General features: G+C 36.9%; 14 protein-coding genes. 13 read left to right on the forward strand and 1 reads right to left on the reverse strand.

Translation table 11 applies throughout. The annotated features are described in order from the left end of the window. Window positions 1-11: 11 nt before the first annotated feature. Genes DT250_RS19545 through DT250_RS19575 form a run of 7 tightly spaced genes read left to right on the forward strand, consistent with a single transcriptional unit; the run spans window position 12 to window position 5,567 of the window. Window positions 12-353, forward strand: a complete 342-nt coding sequence (locus tag DT250_RS19545) for a nucleotide pyrophosphohydrolase (protein ID WP_048543622.1) — start codon at window positions 12-14, stop codon at window positions 351-353. Beyond that, window positions 353-1,153, forward strand: coding sequence for a dihydrodipicolinate reductase (dapB, locus tag DT250_RS19550; RefSeq protein WP_048543525.1), 801 nt, complete (start codon window positions 353-355; stop codon window positions 1,151-1,153). The genes DT250_RS19545 and dapB overlap by 1 nt, the downstream gene beginning before the upstream one ends. Window positions 1,154-1,167: 14 nt before the next feature. Continuing rightward, window positions 1,168-1,563, forward strand: a complete 396-nt coding sequence (mgsA, locus tag DT250_RS19555) for a methylglyoxal synthase (RefSeq protein ID WP_046955216.1) — start codon at window positions 1,168-1,170, stop codon at window positions 1,561-1,563. Window positions 1,564-1,574: 11 nt separating this feature from the next. Next, window positions 1,575-2,276: a bacillithiol biosynthesis deacetylase BshB1 gene (gene bshB1, locus DT250_RS19560; RefSeq protein WP_149213564.1), complete on the forward strand. Its 702-nt coding sequence runs from the start codon at window positions 1,575-1,577 to the stop codon at window positions 2,274-2,276. Further along, the gene (bshA, locus tag DT250_RS19565) at window positions 2,277-3,422 is read left to right on the forward strand and encodes an N-acetyl-alpha-D-glucosaminyl L-malate synthase BshA (protein ID WP_087985552.1); all 1,146 of its coding nucleotides are present in this window, start codon (window positions 2,277-2,279) and stop codon (window positions 3,420-3,422) included. It abuts the gene before it with no gap. Next, the gene (locus DT250_RS19570) at window positions 3,409-4,602 is read left to right on the forward strand and encodes a CCA tRNA nucleotidyltransferase (RefSeq protein WP_149213565.1); all 1,194 of its coding nucleotides are present in this window, start codon (window positions 3,409-3,411) and stop codon (window positions 4,600-4,602) included. The genes bshA and DT250_RS19570 overlap by 14 nt, the downstream gene beginning before the upstream one ends. Continuing rightward, window positions 4,587-5,567 (forward strand): biotin--[acetyl-CoA-carboxylase] ligase, encoded by a 981-nt coding sequence (locus tag DT250_RS19575; RefSeq protein ID WP_046955213.1) that lies wholly within the window; start codon window positions 4,587-4,589, stop codon window positions 5,565-5,567. Before DT250_RS19570 ends, DT250_RS19575 begins: the two co-directional genes overlap by 16 nt. A 26-nt stretch (window positions 5,568-5,593) precedes the next feature. Here the strand turns inward: DT250_RS19575 and DT250_RS19580 are convergent, their stop codons facing one another. Further along, window positions 5,594-5,983, reverse strand: coding sequence for a cupredoxin domain-containing protein (locus DT250_RS19580; protein WP_149213660.1), 390 nt, complete (start codon window positions 5,981-5,983; stop codon window positions 5,594-5,596). A 409-nt stretch (window positions 5,984-6,392) separates the two neighbouring features. Here DT250_RS19580 and panB point away from each other — a divergent pair, with 409 nt between their 5' ends. The 6 genes from panB (at window position 6,393) to DT250_RS19610 (ending at window position 12,338) form a co-directional block, all read left to right on the forward strand. Next, the gene (gene panB / locus DT250_RS19585; protein ID WP_000853116.1) at window positions 6,393-7,229 is read left to right on the forward strand and encodes a 3-methyl-2-oxobutanoate hydroxymethyltransferase; all 837 of its coding nucleotides are present in this window, start codon (window positions 6,393-6,395) and stop codon (window positions 7,227-7,229) included. Continuing rightward, on the forward strand, window positions 7,229-8,074 hold the full coding sequence (panC, locus tag DT250_RS19590) for a pantoate--beta-alanine ligase (RefSeq protein ID WP_149213566.1): 846 nt from the start codon (window positions 7,229-7,231) through the stop codon (window positions 8,072-8,074). Before panB ends, panC begins: the two co-directional genes overlap by 1 nt. Before the next feature lie 15 nt (window positions 8,075-8,089). Continuing rightward, the gene (gene panD / locus DT250_RS19595) at window positions 8,090-8,473 is read left to right on the forward strand and encodes an aspartate 1-decarboxylase (protein ID WP_088062713.1); all 384 of its coding nucleotides are present in this window, start codon (window positions 8,090-8,092) and stop codon (window positions 8,471-8,473) included. Window positions 8,474-8,601: 128 nt separating this feature from the next. After that, on the forward strand, window positions 8,602-11,406 hold the full coding sequence (gene dinG / locus DT250_RS19600) for an ATP-dependent DNA helicase DinG (RefSeq protein ID WP_149213567.1): 2,805 nt from the start codon (window positions 8,602-8,604) through the stop codon (window positions 11,404-11,406). Between the two features lie 250 nt (window positions 11,407-11,656). Next, complete coding sequence (locus DT250_RS19605; RefSeq protein WP_000358351.1) at window positions 11,657-11,827, forward strand: YpmA family protein; 171 nt, start codon at window positions 11,657-11,659, stop codon at window positions 11,825-11,827. A 7-nt stretch (window positions 11,828-11,834) separates the two neighbouring features. Further along, window positions 11,835-12,338 (forward strand): cell wall elongation regulator TseB-like domain-containing protein, encoded by a 504-nt coding sequence (locus DT250_RS19610; RefSeq protein ID WP_046955209.1) that lies wholly within the window; start codon window positions 11,835-11,837, stop codon window positions 12,336-12,338.

A 12,338-nucleotide genomic window follows, 5' to 3' on the forward strand; every position in this document is an offset into this window, starting at 1 on the left:
AGGTGAATTGTATGGAAGCAAAAACGATGAAGGATATGCAGAAAGAAGTAGATGCATATATTGGTCAGTTTAAAGAAGGTTATTTCAGTCCACTTGCAATGATGGCTCGTTTAACGGAAGAAATGGGGGAGCTTGCAAGAGAGGTAAATCATTATTATGGTGAGAAACCGAAGAAAACAACTGAAAAAGAACGTAGTCTGGAAGAAGAGCTTGGAGATGTATTATTTGTTATGATTTGTATGGCAAATAGTTTAAATATTGATTTAGAAACGGCACATAACATTGTAATGAATAAATTTAATACACGTGATAAAGATCGCTGGACACGTATTGATGAGGGAGAGAAAGAATAATGAAAGAAATTAAAGTAATTATCGCTGGACCAAGAGGACGTATGGGACATGAAGCAGTCCTTCTTATGGAAAGAACGGAACATTTTAATTTGGTAGCAGCAGTGGATTATAAGCATGGTGGAGAGAAAATTTCTGATTTACCGGGCATGCCAGCGTTACAAGCGCCAATTTACGCAGATTTACATACTTGTTTAGAGGAAGTAGAAGCAGATGTGTTGTTAGATTTAACAACGCCAGAAGTTGGGAAACAACACGTTACACTAGCAGTTGAGCGTGGACTTCGTTCTGTTATTGGTACAACTGGATTTACAGAAGAAGAACTAAAGCAATTAAGAGAGAATGCGAAAGAAAAAGCAGTAGGAACAATTATCGCTCCAAACTTTGCAATTGGTGCAGTTCTTATGATGAAATTCTCACAAATGGCAGCGAAGTATTTCCAAGATGTTGAAGTAATTGAATTGCATCATGATCAAAAGTTAGATGCACCATCTGGTACAGCAGTAAAAACAGTAGAATTAATTCGTCAAAATCGTGAATCAAAGCAGCAAGGTCATCCGAATGAAGTAGAACAACTAGAAGGTGCTCGTGGTGCAAATGTAGACGGCATTCACATTCATAGTGTACGTTTACCAGGACTTATTGCACACCAAGAAGTAATGTTTGGTGGAGATGGACAAATGTTAACGGTTCGTCATGATTCATTCAATCGTGCATCATTTATGTCGGGTGTAAAACTATCAATTGATACAGTAATGAATCTAGATCATCTTGTGTACGGTTTAGAAAATATTATCGACTAAAGGGGAGACAACGGATGAAAATTGCCTTAATCGCACATGACAAAAAGAAAGATGACATGGTTTCGTTTGCATACGCATATAAACCAATTTTTGAACAACATGAATTATTTGCAACAGGGACGACAGGACTTCGTATTATGGAGGCAACTGGTTTAGTTGTAACAAGATTTCAGTCGGGTCCTCTTGGTGGCGATCAAGAAATTGGTGCCATGATTGCAAAAAACGATATGGATATGGTGATTTTTTTCCGAGATCCACTAACTGCTCAGCCGCATGAACCAGATGTAAATGCATTGCTTCGTTTATGTGATGTATATGCGATTCCACTTGCAACGAATATGGCAAGTGCTGAAATGTTAATGCACGCATTAGAGCGAGGAGATTTAGATTACCGCAAGTTTAGAAAATGAGGGGAACAATTATGAGTGGATTACATATATTAGCGTTTGGTGCTCATGCCGATGATGTCGAAATCGGCATGGCTGGTACCATTGCTAAATATACGAAGCAAGGGTATGAAGTAGGTATTTGTGATTTAACAGAAGCTGACCTTTCTTCTAATGGAACGATAGAATTGAGAAAAGAAGAAGCAAAGGCGGCAGCTCGTATAATGGGAGTAAAAACGAGACTGAATTTAGCGATGCCAGACCGTGGTTTGTATATGAAAGAAGAGTATATACGTGAAATTGTAAAGGTGATTCGTACATATAAACCGAAACTAGTTTTCGCGCCGTATTATGAAGATCGTCATCCAGATCATGCAAATTGTGCAAAACTTGTGGAAGAAGCTATTTTTTCAGCGGGAATTCGTAAATATATGCCAGAGGTTTCGCCACATCGCGTGGAGTCTTTTTATTATTATATGATTAATGGTTTTCATAAACCGAATTTTTGTATAGATATAAGTGAGTACCTTTCTATAAAAGTGGAAGCATTAGAAGCGTATGAAAGTCAGTTTTCAACAGGGAGTGATGGTGTGAAAACGCCGTTAACAGAAGGTTACGTTGAAACTGTGGTCGCTCGAGAGAAAATGTTTGGAAAAGAAGTTGGAGTCTTATATGCCGAGGGATTTATGAGTAAGAAACCGATTTTATTACATGCTGATTTAATAGGGGGGATGTAAATGAAATTAAAAATAGGTATTACATGTTATCCTTCTGTAGGTGGTTCTGGAGTTGTTGGAACAGAATTAGGAAAGCAATTAGCGGAACGCGGGCATGAAATTCATTTTATTACATCGGGTTTACCATTCCGGTTAAATAAAGTGTATCCAAATATTTATTTTCATGAAGTGACGGTAAATCAATACTCTGTATTTCAATATCCACCATACGATTTAGCGTTAGCGAGTAAAATGGCAGAGGTTGCACAAAGAGAGAACCTAGATATTTTACATGTGCATTACGCAATACCACATGCCATTTGTGCTTATTTAGCAAAACAAATGATTGGAGAGCGTATTAAAATTGTTACAACCTTGCATGGAACAGATATTACTGTGTTAGGTTCCGACCCTTCGTTAAATAATTTAATTCGTTTTGGTATTGAGCAATCTGATGTTGTGACGGCTGTCTCGCATTCATTGATTAACGAAACGCATGAGCTTGTAAAACCAAATAAAAACATTCAAACGGTATATAACTTTATAGACGAGCGTGTATATTTCAAGCGTGATATGTCTCAATTAAAGAAAGAATACGGTATAAGTGAGAGTGAAAAGATACTGATTCACATTTCAAATTTCCGTAAAGTGAAACGTGTGCAAGATGTTGTTCAGGCATTTGCTAAAATTGTTACAGAAGTAGATGCGAAGTTGCTTCTTGTTGGAGATGGACCAGAATTTTGCACGATTTTACAGATAGTAAAAAATTTACATATTGAAGATCGCGTCTTATTCTTAGGGAAGCAAGATAATGTTGCAGAGCTACTTGCGATGAGTGATTTAATGTTGCTTCTTTCAGAGAAGGAGAGTTTTGGTCTTGTTTTATTAGAAGCGATGGCGTGTGGTGTACCTTGTATCGGAACAAGGGTTGGAGGTATTCCAGAAGTCATTCAACATGGTGAAACAGGATATTTATGTGAAGTTGGCGATCCAACAGGAGTGGCAAATCAAGCCATTCAGCTATTAAAGGATGAAGAACTTCACCGTAATTTGGGAGAGCGAGCAAGAGAAAGTGTTTACGAGCAGTTCCGCTCTGAAAAAATCGTCTCACAATATGAAACGATTTACTATGATGTACTAAGGGATGACAAAAATGGAAAGATTTAAAAAAGCTAGTTCTATTATTGAGACTTTAAAGCAACAAGGACATGAGGCCTACTTTGTCGGTGGAAGCGTACGAGATCTTATTATCGATAGGCCGATTGGAGATATTGATATTGCGACATCTGCTTTACCAGAAGAAGTGATGGCTATATTTCCAAGACATGTTCCTGTTGGTATTGAGCATGGAACTGTAATTGTGGTAGAAAATGGTGAACCTTATGAGGTAACCACTTTTCGAACAGAGAGCGAATATGAAGATTTTCGAAGACCTAGTAGTGTTCAATTTGTTCGTTCATTAGAAGAGGATTTAAAACGTCGTGATTTCACAATGAATGCAATTGCGATGACAGAAGAAGGCAAAATGGTTGATTTATTTGCTGGACAGCAAGCGATTCAAAAGAGAGAAATTGTGACGGTTGGCAATGCTGCGGATCGTTTTCAAGAAGACGCCCTGCGAATGATGCGTGGTATTCGTTTCGTAAGTACGTTAGGTTTTTCTTTAGAAATGAAAACGAAACAAGCAATAGAAACATATGGACATTTGCTAGAACATATTGCAATTGAGCGAATTACAGTGGAGTTTGAGAAACTGTTAACTGGTACATATTGCGTGAAGGGCTTGCAAGAATTAGTAGAAACGAAGCTATTTTCTCATCTGCCATATTTACAAATGTCAGATGAGAGATTATTAAAAGCTACGCAGTATAACTGGGATTCTTTTGAAACGGACATTGAGGCATGGGCATTCTTCTTATATTGTATTGGGGAAGAGCATCCATCTGTCTTTTTACGTCAATGGAAGTTTTCAAATAAAAAAATAAAAGATATCGTCGCAGTTTTATTAACACTCCGTACGAGAAAGGAGAAGGATTGGGATACAGTCTTTCTTTATAAAACGGGAATTCATATCGCTGAAATGGCAGAAAGAGTATATGAAGCGATGATTGAAAGCTATGATAATACATCTGTGAAACGAGTACAAACGTTGTTTGAAGCATTGCCAATCAAGAATCGACAAGAAATGAATGTGACTGGGAATGATTTATTAAACTGGGCAAATAAAAAGCCAGGTCCGTGGGTTGCTGAAATGATTCGAAAAATTGAGGAAGCAATTGTACAAGGAAACGTAGTTAATGAGAAAGAGTGTATAAGGGAGTGGCTGCAAGAATGCAATCTACTATAAGAAAGCAGTTATTGCAAGTTTTTTCAGAAGCGGATGGCGCGTTTGTATCTGGCCAAACGATTAGTGATAAACTTGGTTGTTCAAGAACCGCTGTGTGGAAACATATGGAGGACCTTCGGAATGAGGGATATGAACTTGAAGCTGTGCGTCGATTAGGTTATCGAATTGCGAGTAAGCCAGACAAAGTGACTGCTAATGAAATTCAGTTAGGGTTACAAACGAAACATATTGGTAGAACGGTATATTTTGAAGAGTCTGTTGAATCTACGCAGCATATTGCAGCAAAACTTGCTTATGAAGGTGCAGAAGAAGGAACGATTGTTGTTGCAGAAGAACAAACAGCCGGCAGAGGTCGTTTAAGTAGGAAATGGCATTCACCAAAAGGAACAGGAATTTGGATGAGTATTATTTTACGTCCATCAATCCCGGTTCATCATGCACCACAACTTACTTTATTAGCGGCTGTTAGCGTTGCACAAGCAATTGAAAAGTGCACGGGTGTAAACGTAGGAATAAAATGGCCGAATGATATTTTAATTCAAGGTAAAAAGGCTGTAGGTATATTAACAGAAATGCAGGCCGATCCTGATAAAATTAATGCTGTCATTATGGGTATTGGTATTAATGCAAATCAAAAGCAAGAGCATTTTGATGAGGAAATTCAGCATATTGCTACTTCTTTAGCGATTGAATCCGGTGAGCCAATTGTTCGTGCAGAGCTGATGCAACAAATCTTTTTACAACTAGAAAAATTATATGAAGAGTATTTACAAAATGGTTTCTCTGTCATTAAAATTCTTTGGGAAAGTTACGCTGTGAGCATCGGGAAAGAAATTACCGCTCGAACGATGAGAGAGACAATTACAGGCGTAGCAAAAGGAATTACAGAGGATGGTGTATTGCTTCTGGAGGACCATGAAGGGAAAGTACATCACATTCATTCTGCGGATATCGAAATTAAGTAAAAGAAGTTCCTTTTGGGAACTTCTTTTTATTTGACTATTACTTTGCCTTCCATTCCTTTAAGAAGGTGGTACCGGCATATTAATTCATATGTACCAGTATTTTTAGGTTTCACGGTAATGTTTTTTTCTTTTCCTGACTCGACTACGACATCAATGCCGAGTTTTTTTACTGTAAAGGTGTGTTCATTCTTACCTTTGTTTTTTAATAACAATGTTGTTGACTCTTCAATTGGAATGGTGATGACGTTTGGATGAAAGTAATCATCATTCAGTTCGACCTCAATTACTTTCGTTGAATCGATAGGTTGTGTTACGACGTTAACTGAGGCAAATGCATGGAAGGAGCTAAAAGTTATCATCCCTACAATCATCAGAAGAAAACCGGTGAATGGAAATAACCATTTGTTCATAAACATGCGCAATTCTCCTTTTGTAAGTACTTTTCTCAATTAACCTGCATCATTAGTTTAAGAGTTATACGAGGCATTTTAAACAAAGCTTTATCTTTCTATGATTGAGTTATTTATAAAAAATTTCACATACCGTAATAGGAATAAAAAATTATTTTTTCAAAAAAATGTAGTAATTCCTTTTTGGAGTTTGCTATAATTAGTTCGAATGTGGGCAGTATCAGAGCGAACTGCACCATGATTCGAAGCAATACGAAAAATAATAACTTGGATTCTGCCTTGATCCAATAACGGACTGGGACAGAGGGATGAATAATGCCGACTAACACACAACCCTTCTGCCCTTTTATGGCCAGAGGGGTTTTTTATATGATTTCGGCCATCTCCTCTCTCCTGTATAAAGGAGGAGTAGTTTTTGAAAACAAAAACAGATTTTTTGAAGATGAAAGAGCAAGGTGAGCCGATTACGATGCTAACGGCGTATGATTATCCATCTGCTAAGTTAGCAGAAGAAGCTGAAGTTGATATGATTCTAGTTGGAGATTCCCTTGGGATGGTTGTGCTTGGCTACGATTCAACAGTACCTGTAACAGTAGAGGATATGATTCATCATACGAAAGCTGTACGCCGAGGAGCGAAAGAGACGTTTATTGTAACTGATATGCCATTTATGTCGTATCATGTGTCGCCTCAAGATACGATGGTGAATGCACGCCGCATTGTTCAAGAGAGTGGTGCTCATGCACTGAAGGTAGAAGGTGCAGGGGAAGTGGTATCAACTATTCATTACTTGACGAATGCGGGAATTCCTGTCGTGGCACACTTAGGCTTAACTCCTCAATCTGTAGGAGTACTAGGTGGGTATAAAGTACAAGGAAAAGATGCTGAAAGTGCAAAAAAATTAATAGAAGATGCGAAGAGATGTGAGGAAGCTGGTGCGATAGCGCTTGTGTTAGAATGTGTGCCAATGCAGTTAGCGGAATTAATTTCGAAGCAACTAACAATTCCGACGATTGGAATTGGAGCAGGGAAAAAAGTAGATGGGCAAGTACTTGTTTATCATGATCTTATCTCATACGGCGTAAATCGTGTTCCGAAATTTGTAAAGCAATATACGTCTGTTCAAGAGGAGATTGTGCGAGGGATTTCACAATACGTTACTGAAGTAAAGACAGGGCAATTTCCAGAAGAAAAACATTCATTCACAATGAAAGAGGAAGAATGCTTAGCGTTATACGGAGGAAAACAATAATGAAAATCGTAACTACAGTGCAAGAGATGCAGCAAATTACAAACGAACTTCGTATAAGTGGAAAAAGTATTGGTTTTGTTCCAACGATGGGTTATTTACATGAAGGCCATGCGACTTTATTACGTAAGGCAAGAGAAGAAAATGAAATTGTGGTTTTAAGCGTGTTTGTCAATCCGCTACAGTTTGGGCCGAATGAAGATTTAGATCGATACCCTCGTGATATTGATAGAGATGAAAATGTAGCAAAAGAAAACGGTGTAGATTATTTATTTTATCCGAGCGTAGAAGAAATGTATCCAGCAGAACAAACGACAACAGTAGCAGTTGTGAAGCGTACCGATGTATTATGTGGCAAACAAAGACCTGGTCATTTCGCTGGAGTTGCGACTGTACTAATGAAACTATTTAATATTACATGGCCAACGCGTGCTTATTTTGGTATGAAAGATGCACAGCAAGTTGCTGTCATTGAAGGATTTGTCGCTGATTTTAATATTCCGGTTACGATCGTACCAGTGGATATTGTAAGGGAAGTAGATGGATTAGCGAAAAGTTCTCGTAACGTGTATTTATCACAAGCAGAGCGTGAAGAGGCTCCTCATTTATACCGCAGTCTATGTATAGCGAAAGAAAGAATTGAAGCAGGCGAACGTAATGCAGAAATCATTACAACTCTTGTGAAAGAGTATATTGAGACGTATACGAAAGGCACTGTAGATTATGCTGATTTATATGCCTATCCTTCACTACAAGTAATAGATAAAATTGAAGGACGAATCATTTTAGCAATTGCAGTTAAATTTGAGAATGTACGATTAATTGACAATATAACATTAACGGTTTAATAAGGGGGAGCATCTATGTTTCGCACAATGATGAGAGCGAAGTTACATCGCGCAACAGTAACAGAAGCAAATTTAAATTATGTAGGTAGTATTACAATTGATGAAGATTTAATGGATGCAGTAAATATTTTAGAAAATGAAAAAGTACAAATTGTAAATAACAATAATGGTGCGCGCTTAGAGACATATGTTATTAAAGGAGAACGCGGTAGCGGTGTTGTTTGTTTAAATGGTGCAGCTGCAAGGCTTGTACAGCCAGGGGATAAAGTTATTATTATTTGCTACGGTTTAGTGGCAGAAGAAAATATTCATAACCAAGAGCCGAAAATTGCAGTATTAGACGATGATAATCAAATTATCCAAATGTTAGGCACTGAAAAAGCGGGTACGATATTATAAGTAAGAAGGCTATCTCTATTATGGAGATAGCTTTTTTGTGCATCTTTTCATTAAGATGAGATAAAACGTGGTATAGTAACATTATATAATTTTGTGATTGATAGGTAAGAAATTGAGGTGTTACATATATGAGTAAACGTTATGTCGTTGTGGATTTAGAGACGACAGGGAACTCCTGGAAGGACGGGAAGGATAAAATTACCCAAATCGCAGCTGTTGTAGTGGAAGATGGAGAGATACTAGAGATTTTTTCATCTTTTATTAATCCGAAGAGAGAGATTCCGCCATTTATTACAGAATTAACAGGGATTGATGAGAGTATGGTTAAGCAAGCCCCGTTATTTCATGATGTAGCCCCGATGGTTGTTGAGCTATTGCAAGGTGCAGCTTTTGTTGCACATAACGTTCACTTTGATTGGAATTTTTTAACTGAAGAATTAAGGTGGGCTGGATATACAGAAGTACATTGTCCGAAAGTTGATACAGTGGAGTTGGCGCAAATTCTTTTGCCGACAGCTGATAGTTATAAATTACGTGATTTAGCTAAACAACATGAATTAGAGCACGATCAACCGCATCGTGCGGATAGTGATGCTCTTGCAACAGCGGAATTATTTTTACAATTTTTAAATGAAATTGAAAAGTTACCACTTGTCACCTTGCAATCGCTTTATGAATTGAGCGATGTTTTTCAAAGTGATATAGCGGATGTACTTTCTGAAAATATTTTAAAGAAAATGATGCATGGTAGAAAAGTGGCAGAGGGATATGAAGTGTATCGAAATATTGCGCTTCGAAAACGGAATTATGCTTTAAATCTCAGTGAAACATGTTCATCTAAATTTGATGCTTTCTTGCATAAGGCAATCGATAAACTTGAATTGAATATGCCAAGGTTTGAAAAAAGAGAAAGCCAACAGATTATGATGAAGGAAATATATACAGCACTAAGAGATTCTAGGTTTTCACTAATTGAAGCAGGAACAGGAACAGGAAAGACTCTTGCATATTTACTTCCAAGTATTTATTTTGCAACGAAAAAAGAAGAACCTGTCATCATAAGTACCCAAACAGTACAACTGCAACAACAAATATTAGAAAAAGAAATTCCATTATTACAGAAAATAATGCCATTTTCATTTGAAGTAGCTCTTTTGAAAGGAAGAAAGCATTATCTTTGTCTACATAAATTTGAATATGCTTTGCAAGAGGAAGAGAAAAATTATGATATGGCGCTCACAAAGGCAAAAATTTTAGTGTGGTTATTGCAAACAGAAACTGGCGATCGTGATGAATTAAATATTCCTGAGGGCGGAAAGTTACTTTGGAACCGTATTTGTAGTGATGTACATAGTCCAGGCGGGATGCAAAGCAACTGGTATAGCCGTTGTTTTTATCAACGAGCAAAGAATAAAGCATTATTTGCAGATATCGTTATTACAAATCATGCGTTATTATTTCAAGATTTTTCAAGTGAAGAACCACTATTTGCTTCATGTGAACATATTATTTTTGATGAAGCTCATCATATCGAGGAAGCGGCGAGTAGAATATTAGGTGAACAGTTCTCCTGTATGTATTTTCAATTAGTTTTATCTCGTCTTGGTACGCTAGAAACAGATGATGTACTTTCTAAAGTATATAAAATGATGAAAAAATCAGAGCAAGCCTCTCGTTCGACTTTCCGTATGGTGAGTCATAGTTTGAAGGAATTGAAATTTGATGCGGATGAGCTATTCCAAATGTTACGTGCTTTCATCTTTAAACAAACAAAGCAGGAACAAGGGATAAGCAATATGCCACTCATTTATCGATATAACACGGAAGTAGAGAAAGGTAAGTTATGGGATAGCATTACCGAGTTAACAAATCGTTTTGTATACGATGTAAGAAAATTATTGACTATACTTGAGAAGCAAGTTGATATATTGCAAAGTAAATTAGAATGGGAGATGCATGTTATTACAGGTGAATTTATGCATTTAATTGAGTTGTTGAGAAAGATGGAAAAATCTTTACAATTACTCATTTTAGAAAAAAATTCATATGTGACATGGATGGAGACTGAAACGAAGGGAACAATTCATTCAACCGTTTTATATGCACAGCCTGTTCATATTGGTGAAAGGCTTGCGGATGAATTTTTAACACAGAAAAAGAGTGTTATTTTCACATCAGCAACGTTAACAGTAAACAATTCATTTGACTATATAAAAGAGGAGCTAGGTTTACATGATTTTGCTCCCAATACATTACAGGTTCCATCACCATTCCGTTTTGAAGAACAGATGAAATTAATGGTTTCAACAGATGTGCCTTTTATTAAGCAAGCAAGTAATGAAGAATATATTGAATCTGTGTCGGCACATATTGCAAAAATCGCGAAAGCTACAAAAGGTAGAATGCTTGTTTTATTCACTTCGTATGAAATGTTGAAAGAAGCGTATACGAATTTGAAAAATGATGAGGAATTAGAGGGGTATTTATTATTAACGCAAAGTGTAAATAATAAGAGCCGAAGTCGTCTCATTCGTAAATTTCAAGAGTTCGACAAATCGATTTTGTTAGGAACAAGTAGTTTTTGGGAAGGGATAGATATACCTGGAGATGCCCTTAGTTGTCTTGTTATTGTACGGCTTCCCTTTACGCCTCCTCATCAACCGATGATGGAAGCAAAAGGAGAGTGGTTAAAAAATCAAGGAGAGGACGTATTCGCTAAGTTAGCACTCCCGCAAGCAATCTTGCGTTTCAAACAAGGATTTGGTCGTCTGATTAGAACAAGTACAGATACCGGAACAGTATTTGTATTAGACCGTCGTTTGATAAGCGCTTCTTATGGAAAACGTTTTTTACAATCAATCCCAACTGTTCCGCTTTATGAAGGCCCTCTAGAAGAATTATTAGAACAATTAAAGGCATGGCCAAATAAATAAAATTGGAAGAAAAATACGCCTGAAGTACATTTAAGCTTCAGGCGTAAAAAATGTGGGTAGGAGGAATTTTATTTTTCTTACTTCTTGTATACAAAATGTATTGGTTTTCGACTTGAAACCTTTTTTTGCAGTACATGTCCTGCTATAATAGATGGGTGATGAAGCAGGGGTTGTAAAGAATGTACTCTTATTGTAACCGTATTGCGTTCTTCTATAATTAGAAATTTTTGTGTAACGGAGGAGTTTTTTCATGGATAAGAAAATCGAAGTCCTATCAACGACGCGTATTAAATATTCGTCTGACTTGTATAAAATTGTTGATAGTTTGAATCGTACGTTAAAAGAACAGGACCTCATGTTCGGATTAGCATTAGACGAAAAAGATAAAGAAATAGCTGTATTTACGATTTACAGAACGTAGTGATACAATGAAAAAGTGGATCTTTGCAATCGTTATCGTAATCGTTGCTAGCGGAATATATGGGGCGTATGTTTACAATAAAGCAATGGAAAAGAAAATCCATAAAGAGGCAAAATCTGTAGAAATTGCGAAAGAAAAGGCAAAGCTTACAAAAGTAAAATCTGTTGATTATTATAATGGAAATTCTTCATATACAGTCGTACAAGGTGTAGACGAAAAAGGAGAACAAATTATTGTTTGGGTGCCTAATAAAAAAGGGAATGTCCTTGTGAAGAAAAAGAGTGAAGGTATTCCTGAAAAAGAAGCTTTGCAAAAGTTGGCTGAACAAGCTACAGGAAAAGGTGATGAGCCAAAGCCAAAGCCAAAAGAAATTATAAAAGTAAAATTAGGTGCTCAAAACGATATTCCGTTGTGGGAAATTACATATATTGATCAGGAAGATCGTTATACGTATTATTATTTAGAGTTTCAAAATGGGGCTTATGCTGGTCACTACAGCATTGAAAAATAG

This window comes from Bacillus sp. AR2-1, from assembly GCF_008368755.1.
Taxonomy (GTDB): Bacteria; Bacillota; Bacilli; order Bacillales; family Bacillaceae_G; genus Bacillus_A; species Bacillus_A wiedmannii.

Excerpts from the sequence above, each read along its gene's own strand:
- DT250_RS19575 (WP_046955213.1), top strand. The coding sequence starts at position 4,587 with ATGCAATCTACTATAAGAAAGCAGTTATTGCAAGTTTTTTCAGAAGCG.
- dinG (WP_149213567.1), top strand. The coding sequence starts at position 8,602 with ATGAGTAAACGTTATGTCGTTGTGGATTTAGAGACGACAGGGAACTCC.
- DT250_RS19570 (WP_149213565.1), top strand. The coding sequence starts at position 3,409 with ATGGAAAGATTTAAAAAAGCTAGTTCTATTATTGAGACTTTAAAGCAA.
- panC (WP_149213566.1), top strand. The coding sequence starts at position 7,229 with ATGAAAATCGTAACTACAGTGCAAGAGATGCAGCAAATTACAAACGAA.
- bshA (WP_087985552.1), top strand. The coding sequence starts at position 2,277 with ATGAAATTAAAAATAGGTATTACATGTTATCCTTCTGTAGGTGGTTCT.
- bshB1 (WP_149213564.1), top strand. The coding sequence starts at position 1,575 with ATGAGTGGATTACATATATTAGCGTTTGGTGCTCATGCCGATGATGTC.
- dapB (WP_048543525.1), top strand. The coding sequence starts at position 353 with ATGAAAGAAATTAAAGTAATTATCGCTGGACCAAGAGGACGTATGGGA.
- DT250_RS19580 (WP_149213660.1), bottom strand. The coding sequence starts at position 5,983 with ATGTTTATGAACAAATGGTTATTTCCATTCACCGGTTTTCTTCTGATG.
- panD (WP_088062713.1), top strand. The coding sequence starts at position 8,090 with ATGTTTCGCACAATGATGAGAGCGAAGTTACATCGCGCAACAGTAACA.
- DT250_RS19545 (WP_048543622.1), top strand. The coding sequence starts at position 12 with ATGGAAGCAAAAACGATGAAGGATATGCAGAAAGAAGTAGATGCATAT.
- DT250_RS19605 (WP_000358351.1), top strand. The coding sequence starts at position 11,657 with ATGGATAAGAAAATCGAAGTCCTATCAACGACGCGTATTAAATATTCG.
- mgsA (WP_046955216.1), top strand. The coding sequence starts at position 1,168 with ATGAAAATTGCCTTAATCGCACATGACAAAAAGAAAGATGACATGGTT.
- DT250_RS19610 (WP_046955209.1), top strand. The coding sequence starts at position 11,835 with ATGAAAAAGTGGATCTTTGCAATCGTTATCGTAATCGTTGCTAGCGGA.